Consider the following 19,614-nt stretch of genomic DNA (forward strand, 5'->3'; position numbering starts at 1 on the left):
GTCAAAAGCTTCGCTGGCAAGCCAGGCTCCTACAAGGTTACGCGCTGCCTTTCAGAATGGAGCCTGCCCATCAGCTTAGCAGCCATCCACCGTGTTTCAGCCGAGGAACAACCGATACGCCGGGTTATCGCTTTCATCCCAATAGGGGTAGCCGATTTCCGCCAGGGCCGCCGGCACCAGATGACGCTCTTCCTCCGGCACCTGCAGGCCCGCGACCACCCGGCCATCAGCGGCACCATGGTTACGGTAATGGAACATCGAGATATTCCAGCGCCCGCCCAGCTTGTTGAGGAAGTTGAACAACGCCCCCGGGCGCTCCGGAAACTCGAAGCGCAGCACCATCTCGTCGCTGACATGGGCCGCATGACCACCGACCATATGACGGATATGCAACTTGGCCAGCTCGTTGTCGGTCAGGTCCAGCACCGGGAAACCCTGGCCGGTCAGGCTGTCGATCAGGGCACTGCGCGGATCGCTGTCGGGGTGGGTTTGCACGCCGACGAAAATATGCGCTTCGTGGCCGGTGTGATAACGGTAATTGAATTCGGTGATCTGACGCTTGCCGATGGCTTCGCAGAACGCCTTGAAACTGCCCGGCCGCTCCGGAATGGTCACGGCGATAATCGCTTCGCGCCCTTCGCCCAACTCGGCACGCTCGGCCACATGGCGCAGGCGGTCAAAGTTGACGTTGGCGCCGGAGTCGATGGCCACCAGGGTCTGCCCGGTGATCTTGCGCGATTCGACGTACTTCTTGATCCCGGCCACGCCCAAAGCGCCGGCAGGCTCGGTGATCGAGCGGGTATCGTCGTAGATATCCTTGATCGCGGCGCAGATCTCGTCGGTACTGACGGTGATCACCTCGTCGACATAGTCCTTGCAGATATCGAAGGTGTGCTGGCCGATCTGCGCCACGGCCACGCCGTCGGCGAACAACCCCACGGTGGACAGGATCACCCGCTCGCCGGCGGCCATGGCCTGCTGCAGACAGTTGGAGTCATCCGGCTCGACGCCGATCACCTTGATCTCCGGCCGCAGGTACTTCACATAGGCCGCGATCCCGGAAATCAAGCCGCCGCCACCGACCGGAACGAAGATCGCATCCAACGGGCCCGGATGCTGGCGCAGAATCTCCATCGCCACGGTGCCCTGCCCGGCAATGGTGTGCGGATCATCGTAGGGGTGGATATAGACGTAGCCTTTTTCCTCAACCAGCCGCAGGGAATGGGCCAGGGCTTCGGCGAAAGAGTCGCCATGCAACACCACTTTGCCGCCCCGGGAGCGGACGCCTTCGATCTTGATTTCCGGCGTGGTCTTGGGCATCACGATGGTGGCCTTGACCCCCAGCACCTTGGCCGCCAGGGCCAGGCCCTGGGCATGGTTGCCCGCCGATGCCGTGACCACGCCACGAGCGCGCTCGGCCTCGCTGAGCTGGGTCAGCTTGTTGTAGGCACCGCGAATCTTGAAGGAAAACACCGGCTGCAAATCTTCGCGCTTGAGCCAGACCTTGTTGCCCAGCCGCTCGGAGAGCTGGCGAGCGGTCTGCAACGGGGTTTCCACGGCAACGTCGTAGACGCGCGAGGTGAGGATCTTCTTGACGTACTGTTCAAGCATCGGAAGGCATCGCTGGCGGGTGTGGACAGGGACCGAGGAGTCTAACCCAGCGCTTGCGGCAACGACCACAGGGTTCCTGAGGTTTTATTGCCCGTGCCTGCGGTCAAACGGACAATGACCTTCCCCGCCCCGACGCTTATAATGCCGGCCTTTCGCACACCCCCTGCCCGCTTTCGGAGCCCGCATGACCCAGGATCAACTCAAACAGGCCGTGGCCCAAGCCGCTGTCGACTTCATCCTTCCCAAGCTCGATGACAAAAGCGTTATCGGCGTGGGCACCGGCTCCACCGCCAACTGCTTTATCGACGCCCTGGCGCAACACAAGGGCGCCTTCGACGGCGCGGTCGCCAGCTCCGAAGCCACCGCCGCTCGCCTCAAGGGCCACGGGATTCCGGTCTATGAGCTGAACACCGTCAGCGACCTGGAGTTCTACATCGACGGCGCCGACGAAAGCGACGAACACCTGAACCTGATCAAGGGCGGCGGCGCGGCCCTGACCCGCGAGAAAATTGTCGCGGCCGTGGCCAAGACTTTTATCTGCATCGCCGACGGCAGCAAGCTGGTCCCGGTGCTCGGCGCTTTCCCGCTGCCGGTCGAAGTGATCCCCATGGCCCGCAGCCATGTGGCGCGCCAGTTGGTGAAACTGGGGGGTGATCCGGTGTATCGCGAGGGCGTGTTGACCGATAACGGCAACATCATTCTGGATGTGCACAACCTGCAGATCACCAACCCGGTGGAGCTGGAAAGCCAGATCAATGCGATTGTCGGCGTGGTCACCAACGGCCTGTTCGCGGCGCGTCCGGCGGACCTGCTGCTGCTGGGCACCAGCGAAGGCGTGAAGACCCTCAAGGCCTGAGGCAAGCACCGCCCCCCCTCTGTAGGAGCGAGCTTGCTCGCGATGGGCGTTAACGATAACGCGGGGCGCCTGATGCCCCACGGTGTCTGTGCCATCATCGCGAGCAAGCTCGCTCCTACAGGGGGGCGTCGGGATTAACGGACGCTGCTGTTGAAGCGGCTGGCGCCCGGCAATTCCAGTACCAGCTCATCCCCGGCATTCAGCGGGCCGACGCCCACCGGCGTACCGGTCAGGATCACGTCACCGGCCTGCAACGAAAAGCATGCGGCCATGTACTGGATCATCGGCACGATCGGGTTGAGCATGTCGCTGCTGATCCCGTCCTGGCGAACCTGACCGTTGATGGTCAGGCGAATGCCGATCTGGGTCAGGTCCGGGAAGGTACTGCCCACCACGAACGGCGACAGCACGCAGGCGCCGTCGAACGACTTGGCGACTTCCCAGGGCAGGCCCTTGCTCTTCAGCTCCGCCTGCTTGTCGCGCAAGGTCAGGTCCAATGCCGGCGCAAACCCGGAAATGGCATCCAGAACCTCTTCAACACTCGGCTTGTTGGACAGCGGCTTGCCGATCAACACGGCAATCTCGGCCTCGTAATGCACCGAACCACGGTCCGCCGGAATGCTGAAACCACCCTCGATCGGCACCACGCAGCTGCCCGGCTTGATAAACAGCAACGGCTCGGTCGGCACCGGATTGTCCAGTTCCTTGGCGTGCTCGGCGTAATTACGGCCGATGCATACCACCTTGCCGAGAGGAAAGTGAATACGGGTACCGTCGACATACTGGTGCTGATAGCTCATGACTGACTCCTGGTCTTTGTCATCAGTGACTTCTGGTTCAAACCGCGAAGATCTTGCCCGGGTTCATGATCCCGTTCGGATCGAACACCGCCTTGATCGCTTTCATGTATTCAATTTCAACCGGGGAACGGCTGTAGGTCAGGTAATCGCGCTTGGTCATGCCCACGCCGTGTTCGGCGGAGATCGAACCGTTGTACTTCTCGACGGTTTCGAACACCCACTTGTTCACGGTAGCGCACTTGGCAAAGAACTCGTCCTTGCTCAGGTTTTCCGGCTTGAGGATGTTCAGGTGCAGGTTGCCGTCGCCGATGTGACCGAACCAGACGATTTCAAAGTCCGGGTAGTATTCGCCGACGATGGTGTCGATTTCCTTGAGGAACGCCGGCACTTTCGACACAGTGACCGAAATGTCGTTCTTGTACGGCGTCCAGTGGGAAATGGTCTCGGAGATGTACTCGCGCAGCTTCCAGAGGTTCTGCAACTGGGTTTCGCTCTGGCTCATCACGCCGTCCAGCACCCAACCCTGCTCGACACAGTGCTCGAAGGTTTCCAGGGCGTGGTTGGCCACTTCTTCAGTGGTCGCCTCGAATTCCAGCAGGGCGTAGAACGGACAGTCGGTTTCGAACGGCGCCGGCACGTCGCCACGGCCGAGGACCTTGGCCAGGGCCTTGTCGGAGAAAAATTCGAAGGCGGTCAGGTCCAGCTTGCCCTGGAACGCGTGCAGCACCGGCATGATCGAGTCGAAATCCGGGGTGCCGAGGACCATGCAGGTCAGGTTCTTCGGCGCGCGATCCAGGCGCATGGTGGCTTCGACCACAAAACCCAGGGTGCCCTCGGCGCCGATAAACAGCTGGCGCAGGTCGTAGCCGGTGGCGTTCTTGATCAGGTCCTTGTTCAGTTCCAGCACATCGCCCTTGCCGGTCACCACCTTCATGCCGGCCACCCAGTTGCGGGTCATGCCGTAGCGAATCACCTTGATCCCGCCGGCATTGGTGCCGATATTGCCGCCAATCTGGCTGGAACCGGCCGAGGCGAAGTCCACGGGGTAGTACAGGCCCTTTTCCTCGGCCACGTTCTGCAGGTGTTCGGTGACCACGCCAGGCTGGCAAACCGCGGTGCGGTCGGTCAGGTTGATGTCCAGCACCTGGTTCATATAGTCGAAGGACACCACCACTTCACCGTTGGCCGCCACGGCCGCGGCGGACAGCCCGGTACGACCGCCCGATGGCACCAGCGCGACCTTGTGCTGGTTGGCCCAGCGCACGATGGCCTGGACCTGTTCGGTAGTCTTCGGGAACACGATGGCCATCGGCGCGGGAGCGAAATGCTTGGTCCAATCCTTCCCGTAAGCATTCAGGGAGTCAGCATCGGTCAGGACCTTACCAGGCTCAACCAGGGTCTTCAGCTCATCAATCAGGGCAGGATGGGTCATCGACAGAACTCTCGAACAATTCATGGTCATCCTGAGGACGCTTCACGTCGCAGAATGAGTGTTTGCGGGTCGCATATGCTAGCATACGCCCCCCGCAGAAGCGTGCTATCAGGCCGATCTGCGGTGCCGGCGATCACGCCGCGCGGTCAGCTCAAGCTGTCCATTTCCCTGCCATTTTTCTCCGGGACACAGGTTTACGCAGATGAGCAAGACTTCTCTCGATAAGAGCAAGATCAAGTTCCTTCTTCTCGAAGGCGTCCACCAATCCGCCGTGGACGTCCTCAAGGCCTCCGGGTACGTCAATATCGAGTACCTGACTGGCTCCTTGCCAGAAGCCCAGTTGAAGGAAAAGATCGCCGATGCCCACTTCATTGGCATTCGCTCGCGCACCCAACTGACCGAAGACATCTTCGAACACGCGAAGAAACTCGTCGCTGTCGGTTGTTTCTGCATCGGCACCAACCAGGTCGACCTCAACGCGGCTCGCGAGCGCGGCATCGCCGTGTTCAACGCCCCGTACTCCAACACCCGCTCCGTTGCCGAGCTGGTGCTGGCCGAAGCGATCCTGTTGCTGCGCGGCATTCCCGAGAAGAACGCTTCCTGCCATCGCGGTGGCTGGATCAAGAGCGCGGCCAACTCCTTCGAAATCCGCGGCAAGAAGCTGGGGATCATCGGTTACGGCTCGATCGGTACGCAGTTGTCGGTCCTCGCCGAAGGCCTGGGCATGCAGGTGTTCTTCTACGACACCCTGACCAAGCTGCCGCTGGGCAACGCCACCCAGGTCTCGAACCTGACCGACCTGCTGGGCATGTCCGACATCGTCACCCTGCACGTTCCGGAAACCGCCGAGACCCAGTGGATGATCGGTGAGAAGGAAATCCGCGCGATCAAGAAAGGCGGGATCCTGATCAACGCCGCGCGCGGCACCGTGGTCGAGCTGGACGCCCTGGCGAACGCGATCAAGGACAAGCACCTGATCGGCGCGGCCATCGATGTCTTCCCGGTGGAGCCACGCTCCAACGACGAAGAGTTCGAAAGCCCGCTGCGTGGCCTGGACAACGTGATCCTGACCCCGCACATCGGTGGCTCGACCGCCGAAGCCCAGGCCAACATCGGTCTGGAAGTGGCGGAAAAGCTGGTCAAGTACAGCGACAACGGTACCTCGGTATCGTCCGTGAACTTCCCTGAAGTGGCCTTGCCGGCTCACCCAGGCAAGCATCGCCTGCTGCACATCCACCAGAACATCCCGGGTGTGATGAGCGAAATCAACAAGGTCTTCGCGGAAAACGGCATTAACATCTCCGGTCAGTTCCTGCAGACCAACGAGAAAGTCGGTTACGTGGTGATCGACGTCGACGCCGAGTACTCGGACCTGGCACAAGAGAAGCTGCAACACATCAACGGCACCATCCGGTCCCGCGTGTTGTTCTAAGCCTCAAGCGCTGGACGAAAAAAGGGAGGCCTGCGAGGGCCTCCCTTTTTTTCTGACACGGATTTACTTCACGTTGACGGTGATGACTTTCGAGGCGACGGTCGGATTGAACTGCATATGCCCCTTGTCACCCGCCACCAGTTGCAAGGTGTGCTTGCCTGGGGTCAGGGTCAGCTGGGTTTCGGTCTGGGCCTTGCCGTAGTGGATCACGGTGTCGGTCGCAGGAATCGGCAGGGCTGGGTCCGGCAGGGCCTTCTGGTCGACCAGCAGGTGGTGGTGACCGGAGCCTGGCGTTTCGTCACCGGCCGGCTTGAGCACCAGGCCCTTCATGCCGAACTTGACCGTGAAGGTCTTGTCGACCGTGGCGCCGTTTTTCGGCGAAACGATAAAGACCTTGGCGTCCTTGGGCGCCGCAATACGCGGAAGATCATCCGCAACCGCCAGCATCGAAGAACCCAGCAAAACAGTAGCCAACGCAACACGAGACACTAAGGTTTTCATTAACTTCTCCAGTTTTCCGCAATTTCAGTACGGTTATGACAACTTTGTGGCGATTTGTGGTCCAAGGCACTCAATAACATAGCAAAGCGTGCCTGAACGGCGCGGTACATATTTGTATTCCAATTCGGGAGCGACCATGGGTTTTCTGCCTGGCCTATTACTTTTACTGCCTTTCGTCAGCCCTTTCGTCCAGGCTGAACTGATTGATGACGTCAACGACCGGGGCGAGTTGCGCATTGCCCTGGAAGGCGACATGCGACCCTTCGGCTTTACCGAAGACGGGCGCCTGACCGGCTTCGAAGTCGAACTGGGCGAACAACTGGCCCGGGAACTCGACGTGCAGGCCTCGTTTGTCCCCACCGACGTCACCGACCTGCTGCAAGGCGTCGAGAGTGGAAAGTACGATGTCGCCATCAACCACATGCCTATGACTGCAGAACTGAGAAAACGTTACGACTTCAGCGAGCCTTATGGTTATCCCAGCATGAAATGGATCACACACCGGGAAGAACCGCCGACACAGATCCCCTTCGCCATGCGCGACAGCTCGCTACCACTGGTTCCGGAGGACTCCGACGGGCCGACAGTGGCCCTGGCGATTCCGTTTCAGAAGGGTAACCCGGCGTTCCAGGCAAGCCTGGACAATGCGCTGCAGCGCATGAAGGCGGACGGGCGCCTCGCGGCGCTCTCAAAGAAGTGGTTCGGGATAGATGCGACTCAGCCGCCGAAGCCGTGAGCCAGCGGTTTACGGCTTCGGGTGATGCTCCAGGACCTGCAGGGCGATAAGCGCGTCAGGCAGTTCCAACTCACTGAACACCTGCACGCCGGCCTGCTTCAACAAGGCCGCCGTCACCCCTTCGCCGCGAACCTTCACCCCACTGAAGGTCCCGTCATAGGTCAACAGGTTGCCACAGGACGGGCTGTTGGCCTTGAGCACCGCGATACGGATGTCATGCCGCCGCACCAACTCCAGCGCCTGATACGCACCAGAGAGAAAGGCTTCGCTGACATCCTCGCCCTCGGTGGTGATCACCCGGGCCCGCCCTTCCAGGACCTGCGCCCCCTGCCCGCCGGGAATCTCCGCTGCCGCACGGGGCGTCGGCAGGCCACCGGCCACTTCCGGGCACAACGGCACCACCCGACCTTCATCCTGCCACTGGGACAGCTGCGCGTAAGGCCCGCTGGCGCCGCCGTCATAACGAACCAGATGCCCCAGCAAGCAGCGACTGACCAGAATCTTCTGCTTCATGGAAACGGATCGCTCCCGCGCCGACGAAACCAGCCGGTCAGTGACAGGCGTTCACGGGTCGCCGGCAAGACTTCATGGGGCACCTCCCCCGAGAGGAACAGCACCAGGCAACCGCCGGTCGGAACCACGTCATGCTCCACGCCGTCGTCAAGGTACATACGCAATTGGCCGCCGTGCTCCGGCAACCAGGCATCGTTCAGGTAGATCACCGCCGACACCGTCCGTCGATCATCATCACGGAAGCGGTCCACGTGTTTTTTGTAGAAGGCTCCGGGCGGGTACAGCGCGAAATGGCTTTCGAAATCCTCGAGCCCGAGGAACAGGCCGCGATTGAGAGCCTCGCGCAGGCTGTCCATCAACCCCATGTATTCATCGCAGGGCCCGGTCTGCCCGGGTTCCAGCCACTGGATATGATCGCCACGAATCGCCTCGCGTACTTCCTGGGCTGGCCCACGCCCGACCCCGGCCGGCGCCAACTCGCCCTCGGCGGCGCGCTGGCGGCACTCGGCGGCCAGGGCAAGGGTCAGCGCCTGCGGCAGGAAGATATTCTGCTGCGACCAGCCACGCTCGGCCAGGTCGTCGACGATACGTAACAGCAGCGGGTGATCAGAGGGAATGTGCATGCCGCGCATAGTATCCAGAAGCCCGGAAATCCGACAGAGCCCCCCGAACGACTTACAGGAATTCTCGACAAGTACCGCGCTCGCCGGGACAATAGCCGGCTGTAGACAGGAGTCCCTATGCGCCGTTTGCTTTTTTCGCTATTGATGTTCTGCACCTTGCCCGCCTGGGCAGACAACCACGACCAGTTGTACCGGGTCGCCGGTTGGCCGGAACAACGCGCGCATTTCAACGATGCCCTGAGCGCCGCCCAGCAAAAGTACCGCAACAGCCTGCCACCGGCGGTCTATGACGCGCTGGTGAGCAACAGCAACCAGCGTTTCGCGCCCCAGGCCATGGACCAGCGGGCCGAGGCCCAGTTGCGCCAAAACCTCGCCAACCCGAAGCCGGCCCTGACGTTCTTCCAGTCACCGCTGGGGCGCAAGATCGTCTCCGCCGAACTGCTCGCCACCCGCCGCGACCAATTGGCCAAGAACGCCAAGGGCCTGCCGCATATCGAAGCCAGTGCCACCCGGCGCCTGCTGATCAACCACCTGGGCCGTGCGCTGCCGGCGCGCGAAGCCGGGGCGGAAGTCAGCCTGGCCATCGCCGGCGTCGCGGCCGACAGCCTGAGCTCGATGATTCCGGGGCTGCTCGGTGCCGGCGCGGCACAAAGCATGCTGAACGGCCAGCGCGAGCGGTTGATGGAACAGATCGGCAACGACCTGGATAACACCCTGCTCTACGTCTATCGCGGCCTGTCCGACCCGGAGCTGGAAGAATTCAGCACCTTTGCCGAGTCGCCGGAAGGCAAGGCCTACTACCAGGCCGCGCTGGCCGCGATCCGCGCCGGGCTGGCGGTGGGACAGAACCTGCCAACCGCGCCGCCTGAAAACTGAAGGCAACACGGCCATGCCTGCAACGCTCGAAATCCGGGCGTAATATAAAAACTTGGGCGCCATCCATGCAGTAGGTTCGCCTCCCCCCAGGAGACCACCCATGTACAGGATCAACCTTGCTACCGCTGCTGATATCGAGGGTATCGCCCAACTGCTCCAGGCCAATTCCCCTTCCCAGGGCGGATCGCTGACCGGAGAGTTTCCTCTCGACAAGGTCAGGCAGATGGCCCTTGGCGGCTCCCCCGTGGTGGTTGCCTTCCGCGATGACCGTGTCGTTGGCGTATTGTTCAGCGCGCCGAAGGATATGCACCCCGCGCCGCCATCGATCCAGGCCATGCTGAGCGCATGGCCGGGTACGCCCGACGCCTACGTGTACGGCCCCGCCTGCATCGCCAGCACGGAAAGAGGCCAAGGCCTGCTGCCGCAGCTCTACGCGCAACTTCAGCGGCATTGCCCCGGTCGTGAAGCGATTCTATTCATACGCCGGGACAACACCGCCTCGCTGCGAGCCCATGAACGCCTGGGCATGCACGAAGTCGCAGGCTTTACGCTGGAAGGCGACGAGTACGCCGTGCTCAGTGACCGACCGGTTGTGCAATAAGACGCAGCGCCCTCGGTAGCCCCTAGGCGGCCTGCCCCTCAAGGGACCAGGCCGCGACCCACTCCCGCACATCGGCATAGGGATAGGCCTCCAGCGCCGAAAACCCCGGCAGCGCCCTGGCCTTCAACTTCGTAAACAACGGCACGCTGATACCGCAGAGGAAGCGCGTCAGGCACTCCGCACTCGGCGAATGCCCGTTGTGCTCCTGGTGCTTGTGGATAAAACCACTGCACAGCCCCGGAAAGTCGCGCTGATCAAGAGCAGGCAACGCCGGCGGCTCCGGCAGGCACGCCACCTGCCCGTGACATACCGAACAATGCCCACAGCGCTCAGGCGCCTGCTCGTCGCCGAAATAGCGGGCCAACCGATAGCCCAGGCATTGCTCGGTGGCAAACAAGGCCAGCATCGCGTGAATCCGCGCAATCTCGCTGACCTCGTGCTGGGCAAAATAGGCGTACAGCTCCAGGCTCAGGGCATGGGGATCGAAGTCGCTGACCAACAGGCTGTAGACCTCGGTCATCTGCTTGCTTTCCAGCTCGATCCAGCGCCGCTCCTGGAAGAAGTCCAAGGCCTTCACCACCCGGCCGCGCTCGGCCTGATGCTGTTGATACAAGGCGTCGAAGTTCACCGTGGCCCAGGTCCGCGCGCGGCTGGAGGTCTGGATAATCGCCGAGACAAAGTCGCGCCGCTCGCCCTCGAACTTCGCCAGCAACACCTCGGGCTCCACCAGGAACTTGAAACGGTACTCGGCGAAATACGCATAACGCGGCGCGATCAAGCCACGCAACTCCAGTTGCACCAGCAAGGTCTTGAGCGGCAACTGGCGGATATTGCTCTGGTCCGCCAAGGGCCCGAGCAGGAATTCCCACTGGCCGTCCGGGATCGCCCCCTTCAGCTCATCCAGCACCCGCCGAATCCCCTCCAGTTCCGGCGTATCGCCGTAGACGAAGTTCTCCAGCACATTGAGGCTGTCGCGGTTGGCCAGCACCAGGCAATCGGAAGGCTGGCCGTCGCGCCCGGCCCGGCCGATTTCCTGGCTGTAATTCTCGATGGACTTGGGCAGGTCGAAATGCACCACGTTACGGATATCGGCCTTGTCGATGCCCATGCCGAATGCGATGGTGGCGACGATGCAGTTCAACTGCCCGGCCATGAACTGCTTCTGGATCGCCTCCCGCTGCTCATGGGGCAAGCCGGCATGATAGGCCGTGGCCGGGATTTCGTTGCGGCTCAGGTGCTGGGCGATCTGCTCGGCGGTCTTCTGCAAGGTAACGTAGACGATACTCGGCTGCCCGACCCGCCCGCCCAGCCATTCCACCAGCCGGCGATGCTTGTCCTGGCCGCCGACCGATTCCACCAGCAGGTTCAGGTTCGGCCGATAGAAACCGGTGGTGACCACATCGTCCGGCGCAATGGCGAACTTGGCCTGCATATCGGCAATCACCTTCGGCGTCGCGGTGGCGGTCAGCAGCAAGGCCTGGGGAATGCGGAACTGGCGCTGATAGTCCGGCAGCTTCAGGTAGTCCGGGCGGAAATTGTGGCCCCACTCGGAAATACAGTGCGCCTCGTCCACCACCAGCAGGGAAATCTGCACCTGCTGGAGAAAATTGCGGAAGCGCTCGTTCTTCAGGCGCTCCACGGAAATCATCAGGATCTTCAGCTCGCCGGAGCGGGCCCGGGCCATCACCGCATTGGCTTCATCGCGGCTCTGGGCCGAGTCGATGCTCGCCGCTGCGATACCGTGGCGTTGCAAAAACGCAAGCTGGTCCTGCATCAGCGCCAACAGCGGCGACACCACCAGCGTCAGGTGCGGCAGGAGCAGCGCCGGCAGTTGATAACACAAGGACTTGCCGGAACCGGTGGGAAAGATCGCCGCCGTCGAACGCCCGGCCAATACCGCGCTGATCGCGGCCTCCTGGCCGTCGCGAAACTGTGGATAACCAAAAACCCGCTGGAGGGTGTCGTGCATAAGCTGTCACTCCGTTGACCGCTGTGGATAAACAAACCCTAGGCGGTCGGGCGAGAAAAGGTCCGAGGCAAGCATTACAAACTGCTACGGCGCGCCAGACTAGCGCAAAGCAGGCCGCGGTTGCGCGATGGCGGCCAATACCCGGATACAAATCCTCAAGTGCGCGCCTGTGGAAATGCCGGTTACATCGAAGCTCCTTTGGCGACTGACGCCCAGTCGCCGATCACTGCGCCGTTGAAACGGACGGTTCAACGGCCCTCGTTTGCACAGGAGCTTATATGGACACCGCACCTCGCCCCTTCTCTCGCTTGGCCCGTCACGGCCTGCTCCTGGCGCCTCTCTTGCTGAGCGGCTGCCTGTCCGGCCTGGACTCCAGCCTGCTCAAGCCGGGCGCGGCTGAGACCGAGCCGCTCTCCAGCCGCTTCGAAACCCCCGAATACAAGGCCCAACGCGCGCTGGCACTGGTCAAGGCGTCGGCACTTTATGCACAGGGCGGCACGGGCAAAGGCGTTAGCGTGGCTATCATCGACTCGGGCCTCAACCCTGAACTGTCCGAATTCAAGGACCGCCTCGCCACACTTGGCCACGATTACGTGCGCGACGTCCCCGAACTGATCGATCCCCACGGCCATGGCACGCAGATGGCCGGCATTATCGCCGCCAACCGCGACGGCCAGGGCATGCACGGCATCGCCTTCGATGCCAAGCTGATCGCCATGCGCATCGGCGACAACAACGAACCGTTCTTTTTCGACGATCAGATCGCCCGCGCCTGGAAAGACAGCTTCGCGGCCGGGGCCCGGATCCTGAGTAACTCCTGGGCCAACGACATTCCCGCCACCGAAATCACTGAAGCGCGCTACAAACAGGTGATGGGCGATTCCTTGCCGGTTGCTCGCCAGTTAGTGGCCGACGGCGCCGTGTTTGTTTTTCCCACGGGCAATGAGCTACGCCGCGAACCCCTGGCCGAACCCGGCCTGCCCGTGGCCTTGCCGGAGCTGGAAAAGGGCTGGATCGCCGTGGTGGCGCTGAAGAATGACGGCACGCTTATCAACCAGAAGTCCAACTACTGCGGCGTGGCCGAACGCTGGTGCATCGCGGTCCCGGGCGGGGATGGTGGCGTCGACAAAGGTTTGCTGACCACCAGTGCCAAGGGCGGCTACAAGGAAACCGCCGGGACCTCGCCCGCCGTGGCGCTGGTCAGCGGCGCGCTTGCCGCCCTGCAAAGTCGCTTTCCCGAACTCACACCCCAGCAACTGCGTGATGTATTGCTCGACAGCGCCAACAACAACGGTTTTTTTGCCAAGGGGGAGGCTTATGGGCGTGGCCTGATGGATCTGGCGGCAGCGACGCGGCTGGCAGGCGAGCGTGCGAAGCAGCAGCCGACAAATCTCGCCTACCGATAACACGGTCCTGCGGGATAGAACACCCCGTAACGGCCCCCAGAAACGAACAACGCGCCAGACAGGGCGCGTTGTGGGGTTGGATCAGTGTGCGATTCAGCGATTTTTTACCCGCTCGATCGCCGTGTCGTACACCGGGTTGGCTTTCTGTTCCTTGGCCAACTCGTAGTGACGCTGGGCGTCGGAGAACTGCCCGGCGTCTTCATAGATACGGGCAATGTTGTAGTACGAGCTCGCGCGCACGGTGTTGGCCGAGTTGCCGGCTGCCAGGGCAACGGCCTTGCGGTTGGCCCAAATGGCTTCAGCAGTATTACCGGCCTTCTGATACGCCAGACCGAGGTTGCTGTAGGCCTGACCAAAGCCGTTGTTCAGATCGATGGCCTGACGGAAGAAGGCAATCGCCTGCTCCAGATTACCGGCCTTGTAGGCTGCCTCGCCTTTCACATTCAGCGCCTTCGCATCGATCTGCGCCGTAGAGCTGACCGCCACTTCGGCGACCGCGACCTTGTCGTCGAGCAGCGGCGAGACTTCATTCAACACATTCTTGGCCTCCACGGTCACACCGCTGAAGGTGTTGATGTCCTGGAAGTCACCATTGCCGGTCATACGGAACACGGTCCACAGGTTGCCGCTGCGATTGACGGGGACGTAATAGGTACGGACCAGGGACTGTCCCATGTAGACAAATACCGTGGCCTGGCTGTTGGACAACTGGCGAGAGCCCGGATTGTTGGCGTTGGTGTAATCATGCACCGCATACACATAGCTTTCGCCGTAGTGCTTCTTCTGCAGGGTGATGGTTTCCGGGCCATAGCTGTCGGTGTCATCCACGTCCAATTCGGCGTCGGTGCCCTTCTGCTGTTCGAAGTAGATATTGTTGCCGGGGAAAATCATGTGGGAGTCGAGGTCTGCCGGAGTCTTGCCCCAGGTCAGCACCACGCGCAGGCCGTCGAGGCTCTGCATCACTGGACTGACGGCATAGGTCATGTCCTTGCAGGGGCACTTGACCACCAGATTGGAATAACCGGTCTTCTTGATGATCAGCAGATTGCTGGCATCGTCGGCGAAGTTGGCCTCGAGAACGACCTGCCCCTGGGCGTTGGTCTTGCCAACCACGTTCTGCTCACCGTTGCGCTGCAACAGCACTTCGGCGTCGGCGATCTTCTGATCCTTGACCACGGCACTGAGGACTTCGATGGGCAATTGCCCGGCCTGGACCGACCAGGCGGCGGCACACAATGACAATACCGAGGCCACGCGAAGCAGAGACATACTTAACTCCCTTTAAGTGCAAAAATCGAGCACCGGATGGCGCCCTAAAAATTGGTGGGAAACATACCGATTTTTTGTCTGAGGTGCCTGCTTTTCAAAAGGAAAATTTCATTTTTGTGGAGCCATCGTTACTCGCCAACGGCCATTTGACGATTTAATCTGCAACTCCCCTCAAAGCCCACGAGAAAGCGCCGATAACCCGCTGACTCACCAAGGAAGGCAGCGGCGACATGCACCAACCCGAGCAAGAAGATGACGATGGCGTCATCCGTTTCAAGCGCCTGCACCCCGAACATTTTGACGTGGTGCTGGGATCGCACCCGGCCAAACAGAAAGTACCGCGCCCGGCGCAGCCCAAATCCTATGGAATGTGGGTATTGGTGCTGATACTGGTGGGTATGCTCGGCTACATGACGGTCAACCGTAACAGCAGCCACCCGATCCCTGTTGCGCCACTGCCAGCGGATGAGCCAGTGCCGATTGAAACGGCCAAGCCGTCCGAAGCGCCAGTGGAGCCGGTATCGCATCCAGAACCTACCGCCAAACTCGTGCCAGCGCCTGCACCGCAAGTGGTTGTCGTGGTGCAGACCCAGGCGCCCGCGGCAGCAGCACACGCCGCAGCCCCACCCACCCCGAAGGTCCAGGGCCTGGTGTCGGCCAGCTACCTGGCGGGCTACCAAGCCAACTTGAACGCACCTGAAGCCAGACAGACACGCCAATACGAAATCGCCACGGTGAGCATTCGCGAATGGGATGGCCGCGACCGTTATCAGGCGAAATGGCGGATCTTCAACAACGTCATCGACAACGCCAGCGTCTGCGGCAACTTCCTCGCCGGCAGCACCGAGCGCCGTGAATGTCGCAAATCGGCAGAGGTCTTTTTCAAGGAACAGTGCGGCGAATGGGGCAAGCGCTGGGACCGCGACCAGGATGAGAAAAGCAAGGAGATGCAGGTGCGCTATTGCACCGCGATGAAGACATATAGCGCGGCGGAGTGAGCCAGAACCGGACGTCGATAATCGTCAGGTCGTCATCGCTATCCGGCGCCAATAACGCACCACTTTCCAGATGTTTCCGTTGTTTGACAGGACAAAGGTCCGCCCAAAACCCGTCCGTTGCCAAAACCCAACGCGAGCCATCTGACACCTGGAATCGGCTGACCTGAGGAGAATGCTCACGCCTTGCGCTGAAACAGCGCGTCAGGCTGTGGCGGTCGGCATGTATCGCAATCTGTGCATGGGTCAAATCACCTCGCCAGTTGGCTCGGCAATGGGGCAAGGTCAGCCACTCAACCTCACCGGACTCTAGAACCCGACCCAAACAACAATCTCCGGCATGAATCGCAAGGACCTCGTCAGGGGTAAATAGCACGATCAAATAGCTGGTACTTGATGGGGCAAATACCCTGGCGAGTGAGTCATGCCCCTCACTCAGCAACTGTAATAACGCCGCTTCAACCCTGTCTGGATGCAATTGCTTTGCACTTAATTGCCCAAAACCACCCTCCATATGCGCAATCAGGGCCTTGGCCAACTCAGCGCTCTGCGAAGACGAAGTCGAGCCGTCAGCCAGCAGGTAAAGGTGGTGGTGCTCCTGTGAGGCAAATCCGGTGCAATCCCTGTTATCGCTCGTTCGCCCACCTTGAATCGTCAGTACATGGTCGATGGGCATGAACTGACTACCCCTTTGCCATCTGCTTCAGTCGACCAAAAATAATGGCCTCACGCCCACGATCGCCCCGAGCGGCGCTCTGCACCACATAGGAAAAATCCCTGTTGTTGATCAGTTCGGTCATATGCTCACTGAGATACTGCTTGAGCGGCAGAGCGGCATTGCTCACTTCGGCCACTAACTCCTCGCGCCCATCAACCAGGTTGACGATGTCCTCGATATCCTTGCTATTGAGCGTGTCACCACCGCCTCGTCCTTTGTAGGCTTCAAACTTGGTACCGAGAAAGTAGGGTGGCGCGAAGACACGTATTTGCGCACCGCTGGGCAGACGGTGGAGCCGAGCGTGCTGAAAACCCTCATCGAACCAACGGTTGCTGTAGCCCAGAATCGCTTTGTCGGAAGGCATGAAATCGACCTTCAACTCGCCAAGACGCATTCGACAATTAACGTCATCCAGAGGGCTTTCCATGAAGCCTCGACTACGAAGTTGCTCCATCAACCTTGGCCAACCTGCATAACCGGCCAGTTGCACGACCAGATCAACATCATCGGTAAAACGCAGGTCCTCAAGCGTCACCTCATCGGTCACCAACAAGGCCGTGGTGCAGCCGCCGACAAATGCCACCTGCTGGCAGAGTTCCTCACCCAGAGCCTGAGCGACCACATCCAGCATTTCCAACAGGGCTTTCTGTTGCTCACTCATGAAGAATCCATTTTCTCAGTAGCTGGTTCGCCACATCGGCTTCTCGCGGGCTTCCCAAACGTATGGCGTCGACCAATGCCAGATAGTGGTAAAGCAGGTAATCTCGCTTGACCGCCTCGGGGACAGTCTTGTAAATCGGAGCCACCGCCTGGCCCTTCTTTTTTCCCTTGGGATCCGGCCAAACCGGTATCAGATCGCCCCCGCTCATGACCTTTCCTTCCAGGATCGGTGCGGCAAAACCGGTAGGAATACCGCGAACTGTCGCACCGGGCCTTACCGGAAAAACGTACTTGAGCCCATTAGCCACAAGATCCAGCAAAGCACGACTATTGGCCTTTGGCAGGCCGTCTTCGTATCCAAGCGTTACGAGACCGATGTCACGGCAGCGAGTCAGGGCGTTTGAAACTTCACTTTTGCTCAAGCTCAACGACGCAGCCAAGGCTCGGACCGTGTAGCTGTCGTCGCTCTGCTGATCAGCAGGCTCAGCCTGATAGTCCCAACCTTGCCACTCCAAAGCGTCCGAGAGATGGAAGCTCATCGTGTCCCGATGACTGAACAAGTCCTCTGGATTGCCGTACAAAAATTGACCTATCTCACCAGTGCTTTCGGAAATTTCCAGCCGTCGCTCTCGACTCAGATCTTCCTGAGCCTGCTTTTCCAAGCTGATCAATTTGAAGAGAAGCAACACATCTTGACTTTTCATCTCAATAGAACCTCACATGTCCACAGTCCATGGACTGTGGACATGTAGCCTTTGCCAGTTGGATTTTGTCAAGAAAAAAGCACCATCAAACCGCTATAGCAGGCTGAATGGCCAAACCGATAGGTAGCCACCTGACAATCCAAAATGCCACGGCTTGCGGAGCCGCGATGAAGCCCCCTATAGTTCGCGCCGTCGCTGCCAATTCAGCGACCGGGTTTGGTCACCTGTCAGAGTGCGCACTAGCGCCACAGTGGATGTTGCAGGCGCGTTTCGTGCCGGCACGCTTCATGGCGGCTGTGTGCAGGACACCTTCGGGTGTGCCGGTGCGCTCTGCCGGTTGACCAACCTGTGCACAGTCCGCCACCCATCGCTTGGTCACGATGAGAGCGGATCCATGGAACTCATCAGAGCGCATACCTATGAATACTCAAAATCGCTATATCCCTCTCAGCACCAATTTCACCACTATTCCCGTCCTGGTCATCGACACCAACGCCAGCCTCGACGACCTGCAAACCAGCGCCTACCAACGCCTTCAGGCCGCCAGCGACCTGCTGGAAACCATGACGTGCGTGAGCCTTGTCACCACCTGCGACAAAGACTTCACACACGTCACCAATGCCGCGTACCTGCTGGTGCGTGAAGGCTGCGATCTGTTGCAGTTGGTTCAGCAGCGGACTATGGCATTGAGCAGGCAAGTCGCTCAGTAGCACCTTCGCATGTAGGCCATTTCTTCAAAGGAAATAGCCTACTCATACAAGGTAACTAGCAACCAGCGATTGAGAGCCAGGCTACGTCAGGTGCTGGCGCAAACCGATTCAGCGCTAGCACCAACTCCTTCATTGTTCGGGTCTCCTCACTGACGGGACCGCTCCGATGAACAAGCCAACCCTCGAAGAAAAGAAGATACATTTAGAAAAAATACACCCTGCCAAGCATCGTCAAATCGCTTGTCGGGCAGCGGACTCGTTGATAGTATTTTCCCAACGCATCTGGTTAACCATTTGCCCACCTTCCGAGGCCCACATCGATTCGTCGAGTGGGCTTTCGTGTTTTCGGGCATAAGGAAAGCAGATGCATTACGTTGCCTACCTCGACGAATTCGGACACGTTGGCCAATACGTTTCCAGAAACCATCCTCAATATAAGGCGAGCCCTGTTTTCGGGCTTGGCGGCATGCTCATTCCTGCGCACCATGTGCGCGAATTCGCGATCTACTTCTACAAGCTAAAATGCCATCTGCTGGCCTGGGATCTACAGCATAAGAACCCCAGGCAACTGCCCCCTTACCAATGGGAAAAGAAAGGCGCTTCAATTTACACGCCAACGAACATCGCCAAGTATCAGTCACTGAGGCGCTCTACATTTCGGCTACTGAATCAGATCAAGCACGTCGGCGGGCATGTGTTCTACACGGGCGAACACAAAGTGGCAGCCCCCGATGCACATGACTCAACCGAGACGTTCAAGCGTCAATTGTTGCAGTCGATCCGGAAAATCGATCGTTTCTGTGCTCAAGAAGGGTCCACCTTCATGGTGCTCCTTGATGAGCAGCACGCAGGAAACGAGTGGCGTGAACGAAACGTGGAAGCCTGCACACTCGCCATGTTCGAAGACGATTCGGAAAAGTGTCGGGCACTGATCGAACCCCCAGTCCAGGGTGAAAGCCACCTTTTCCAGACACTCCAATGCGCCGACTGGATATGCGGCCTTATTGGCCGTCTCATGGCTCTCTCCGTTGCACCCGAGGAGTTTCGAGATTGGGGAGACTTCAAGAAGTACTTCTCCTCTCGCATCGCTGCCGTTGCTATCCCATGTAGCGGCCTGGACCACCAGCAACGCAAGCTCATTCCTGCAACCGCTTTTTGACTGTCGACTGTGTATCAGCCACACAATAAAAAACCGCCCCGAA

General features: G+C 60.0%; 19 protein-coding genes. 9 read left to right on the forward strand and 10 right to left on the reverse strand.

The annotated features are described in order from the left end of the window. Positions 1 to 96: 96 nt before the first annotated feature. Positions 97 to 1,680: a threonine ammonia-lyase, biosynthetic gene (gene ilvA, locus M5C71_RS33200; RefSeq protein ID WP_349294026.1), complete on the reverse strand. Its 1,584-nt coding sequence runs from the start codon at positions 1,678 to 1,680 to the stop codon at positions 97 to 99. A gap of 115 nt (positions 1,681 to 1,795) precedes the next feature. Between ilvA and rpiA the strand changes: the two genes are divergently transcribed. Then, on the forward strand, positions 1,796 to 2,467 hold the full coding sequence (gene rpiA, locus M5C71_RS33205; protein WP_103497956.1) for a ribose-5-phosphate isomerase RpiA: 672 nt from the start codon (positions 1,796 to 1,798) through the stop codon (positions 2,465 to 2,467). Between the two features lie 134 nt (positions 2,468 to 2,601). Here rpiA and M5C71_RS33210 read toward each other — a convergent pair whose 3' ends face one another. Together M5C71_RS33210 and M5C71_RS33215 are read right to left on the reverse strand one after the other, a co-directional pair. Then, on the reverse strand, positions 2,602 to 3,267 hold the full coding sequence (locus tag M5C71_RS33210) for a fumarylacetoacetate hydrolase family protein (RefSeq protein ID WP_103497957.1): 666 nt from the start codon (positions 3,265 to 3,267) through the stop codon (positions 2,602 to 2,604). A 37-nt stretch (positions 3,268 to 3,304) separates the two neighbouring features. Next, on the reverse strand, positions 3,305 to 4,699 hold the full coding sequence (locus M5C71_RS33215) for an FAD-binding oxidoreductase (protein ID WP_248769675.1): 1,395 nt from the start codon (positions 4,697 to 4,699) through the stop codon (positions 3,305 to 3,307). Positions 4,700 to 4,901: 202 nt separating this feature from the next. Between M5C71_RS33215 and serA the strand changes: the two genes are divergently transcribed. Then, positions 4,902 to 6,131, forward strand: coding sequence for a phosphoglycerate dehydrogenase (gene serA / locus M5C71_RS33220; protein ID WP_103497959.1), 1,230 nt, complete (start codon positions 4,902 to 4,904; stop codon positions 6,129 to 6,131). A 63-nt stretch (positions 6,132 to 6,194) separates the two neighbouring features. Here serA and M5C71_RS33225 read toward each other — a convergent pair whose 3' ends face one another. Continuing rightward, positions 6,195 to 6,632 carry a DUF4399 domain-containing protein gene (locus M5C71_RS33225; protein ID WP_103497960.1) on the reverse strand — a complete coding sequence of 146 codons (438 nt, stop codon included), beginning with the start codon at positions 6,630 to 6,632 and terminating at the stop codon, positions 6,195 to 6,197. Positions 6,633 to 6,768: 136 nt separating this feature from the next. On the opposite strand from M5C71_RS33225, the gene M5C71_RS33230 reads away from it, so the two are divergent. After that, positions 6,769 to 7,368, forward strand: coding sequence for a transporter substrate-binding domain-containing protein (locus M5C71_RS33230; RefSeq protein WP_103497961.1), 600 nt, complete (start codon positions 6,769 to 6,771; stop codon positions 7,366 to 7,368). Between the two features lie 9 nt (positions 7,369 to 7,377). Here M5C71_RS33230 and M5C71_RS33235 read toward each other — a convergent pair whose 3' ends face one another. Both M5C71_RS33235 and M5C71_RS33240 read right to left on the reverse strand, forming a co-directional pair. Beyond that, positions 7,378 to 7,881: a DUF523 domain-containing protein gene (locus M5C71_RS33235; RefSeq protein WP_248769676.1), complete on the reverse strand. Its 504-nt coding sequence runs from the start codon at positions 7,879 to 7,881 to the stop codon at positions 7,378 to 7,380. Beyond that, positions 7,878 to 8,513, reverse strand: a complete 636-nt coding sequence (locus M5C71_RS33240) for a 2OG-Fe(II) oxygenase (protein WP_248769677.1) — start codon at positions 8,511 to 8,513, stop codon at positions 7,878 to 7,880. Before M5C71_RS33240 ends, M5C71_RS33235 begins: the two co-directional genes overlap by 4 nt. A gap of 108 nt (positions 8,514 to 8,621) precedes the next feature. On the opposite strand from M5C71_RS33240, the gene M5C71_RS33245 reads away from it, so the two are divergent. Together M5C71_RS33245 and M5C71_RS33250 are read left to right on the forward strand one after the other, a co-directional pair. Beyond that, positions 8,622 to 9,380 (forward strand): DUF2059 domain-containing protein, encoded by a 759-nt coding sequence (locus M5C71_RS33245; protein ID WP_152736768.1) that lies wholly within the window; start codon positions 8,622 to 8,624, stop codon positions 9,378 to 9,380. Between the two features lie 100 nt (positions 9,381 to 9,480). Beyond that, positions 9,481 to 9,981, forward strand: coding sequence for a GNAT family N-acetyltransferase (locus M5C71_RS33250; RefSeq protein ID WP_152736767.1), 501 nt, complete (start codon positions 9,481 to 9,483; stop codon positions 9,979 to 9,981). A gap of 22 nt (positions 9,982 to 10,003) precedes the next feature. Here M5C71_RS33250 and M5C71_RS33255 read toward each other — a convergent pair whose 3' ends face one another. Next, positions 10,004 to 11,950 carry an ATP-dependent DNA helicase RecQ gene (locus tag M5C71_RS33255; protein ID WP_248769678.1) on the reverse strand — a complete coding sequence of 649 codons (1,947 nt, stop codon included), beginning with the start codon at positions 11,948 to 11,950 and terminating at the stop codon, positions 10,004 to 10,006. A 278-nt stretch (positions 11,951 to 12,228) separates the two neighbouring features. Here M5C71_RS33255 and M5C71_RS33260 point away from each other — a divergent pair, with 278 nt between their 5' ends. Continuing rightward, positions 12,229 to 13,356: a S8 family peptidase gene (locus tag M5C71_RS33260; RefSeq protein ID WP_248769679.1), complete on the forward strand. Its 1,128-nt coding sequence runs from the start codon at positions 12,229 to 12,231 to the stop codon at positions 13,354 to 13,356. Between the two features lie 93 nt (positions 13,357 to 13,449). Here the strand turns inward: M5C71_RS33260 and M5C71_RS33265 are convergent, their stop codons facing one another. Then, positions 13,450 to 14,625 (reverse strand): tetratricopeptide repeat protein, encoded by a 1,176-nt coding sequence (locus M5C71_RS33265; protein WP_152736764.1) that lies wholly within the window; start codon positions 14,623 to 14,625, stop codon positions 13,450 to 13,452. A gap of 230 nt (positions 14,626 to 14,855) precedes the next feature. On the opposite strand from M5C71_RS33265, the gene M5C71_RS33270 reads away from it, so the two are divergent. Next, positions 14,856 to 15,623, forward strand: coding sequence for a hypothetical protein (locus M5C71_RS33270; RefSeq protein ID WP_248769680.1), 768 nt, complete (start codon positions 14,856 to 14,858; stop codon positions 15,621 to 15,623). Positions 15,624 to 16,303: 680 nt separating this feature from the next. On the opposite strand, the gene M5C71_RS33275 is transcribed toward M5C71_RS33270, so the two are convergent. Next, positions 16,304 to 16,999 (reverse strand): hypothetical protein, encoded by a 696-nt coding sequence (locus M5C71_RS33275; protein WP_152736761.1) that lies wholly within the window; start codon positions 16,997 to 16,999, stop codon positions 16,304 to 16,306. Further along, on the reverse strand, positions 16,992 to 17,702 hold the full coding sequence (locus tag M5C71_RS33280; RefSeq protein ID WP_152736760.1) for a hypothetical protein: 711 nt from the start codon (positions 17,700 to 17,702) through the stop codon (positions 16,992 to 16,994). The genes M5C71_RS33275 and M5C71_RS33280 overlap by 8 nt, the downstream gene beginning before the upstream one ends. 419 nt (positions 17,703 to 18,121) lie before the next feature. On the opposite strand from M5C71_RS33280, the gene M5C71_RS33285 reads away from it, so the two are divergent. After that, entirely contained in the window at positions 18,122 to 18,412 is a 291-nt protein-coding gene (locus tag M5C71_RS33285) for a hypothetical protein (RefSeq protein WP_152736759.1), read from the forward strand. Positions 18,413 to 18,776: 364 nt separating this feature from the next. Beyond that, on the forward strand, positions 18,777 to 19,571 hold the full coding sequence (locus M5C71_RS33290) for a DUF3800 domain-containing protein (RefSeq protein WP_248769681.1): 795 nt from the start codon (positions 18,777 to 18,779) through the stop codon (positions 19,569 to 19,571). Positions 19,572 to 19,614 lie beyond the last annotated feature (43 nt).

It is taken from the genome of Pseudomonas sp. MWU12-2345 (assembly GCF_023242385.1).
Classification (GTDB): domain Bacteria; phylum Pseudomonadota; class Gammaproteobacteria; order Pseudomonadales; family Pseudomonadaceae; genus Aquipseudomonas; species Aquipseudomonas gingeri_D.

Coding starts and splice junctions, on each gene's coding strand:
- rpiA (WP_103497956.1), top strand. CDS start 1,796: ATGACCCAGGATCAACTCAAACAGGCCGTGGCCCAAGCCGCTGTCGAC.
- M5C71_RS33210 (WP_103497957.1), bottom strand. CDS start 3,267: ATGAGCTATCAGCACCAGTATGTCGACGGTACCCGTATTCACTTTCCT.
- M5C71_RS33215 (WP_248769675.1), bottom strand. CDS start 4,699: ATGACCCATCCTGCCCTGATTGATGAGCTGAAGACCCTGGTTGAGCCT.
- serA (WP_103497959.1), top strand. CDS start 4,902: ATGAGCAAGACTTCTCTCGATAAGAGCAAGATCAAGTTCCTTCTTCTC.
- M5C71_RS33225 (WP_103497960.1), bottom strand. CDS start 6,632: ATGAAAACCTTAGTGTCTCGTGTTGCGTTGGCTACTGTTTTGCTGGGT.
- M5C71_RS33230 (WP_103497961.1), top strand. CDS start 6,769: ATGGGTTTTCTGCCTGGCCTATTACTTTTACTGCCTTTCGTCAGCCCT.
- M5C71_RS33235 (WP_248769676.1), bottom strand. CDS start 7,881: ATGAAGCAGAAGATTCTGGTCAGTCGCTGCTTGCTGGGGCATCTGGTT.
- M5C71_RS33240 (WP_248769677.1), bottom strand. CDS start 8,513: ATGCGCGGCATGCACATTCCCTCTGATCACCCGCTGCTGTTACGTATC.
- M5C71_RS33245 (WP_152736768.1), top strand. CDS start 8,622: ATGCGCCGTTTGCTTTTTTCGCTATTGATGTTCTGCACCTTGCCCGCC.
- M5C71_RS33250 (WP_152736767.1), top strand. CDS start 9,481: ATGTACAGGATCAACCTTGCTACCGCTGCTGATATCGAGGGTATCGCC.
- M5C71_RS33255 (WP_248769678.1), bottom strand. CDS start 11,950: ATGCACGACACCCTCCAGCGGGTTTTTGGTTATCCACAGTTTCGCGAC.
- M5C71_RS33260 (WP_248769679.1), top strand. CDS start 12,229: ATGGACACCGCACCTCGCCCCTTCTCTCGCTTGGCCCGTCACGGCCTG.
- M5C71_RS33265 (WP_152736764.1), bottom strand. CDS start 14,625: ATGTCTCTGCTTCGCGTGGCCTCGGTATTGTCATTGTGTGCCGCCGCC.
- M5C71_RS33270 (WP_248769680.1), top strand. CDS start 14,856: ATGCACCAACCCGAGCAAGAAGATGACGATGGCGTCATCCGTTTCAAG.
- M5C71_RS33275 (WP_152736761.1), bottom strand. CDS start 16,999: ATGAGTGAGCAACAGAAAGCCCTGTTGGAAATGCTGGATGTGGTCGCT.
- M5C71_RS33280 (WP_152736760.1), bottom strand. CDS start 17,702: ATGAAAAGTCAAGATGTGTTGCTTCTCTTCAAATTGATCAGCTTGGAA.
- M5C71_RS33285 (WP_152736759.1), top strand. CDS start 18,122: ATGAATACTCAAAATCGCTATATCCCTCTCAGCACCAATTTCACCACT.
- M5C71_RS33290 (WP_248769681.1), top strand. CDS start 18,777: ATGCATTACGTTGCCTACCTCGACGAATTCGGACACGTTGGCCAATAC.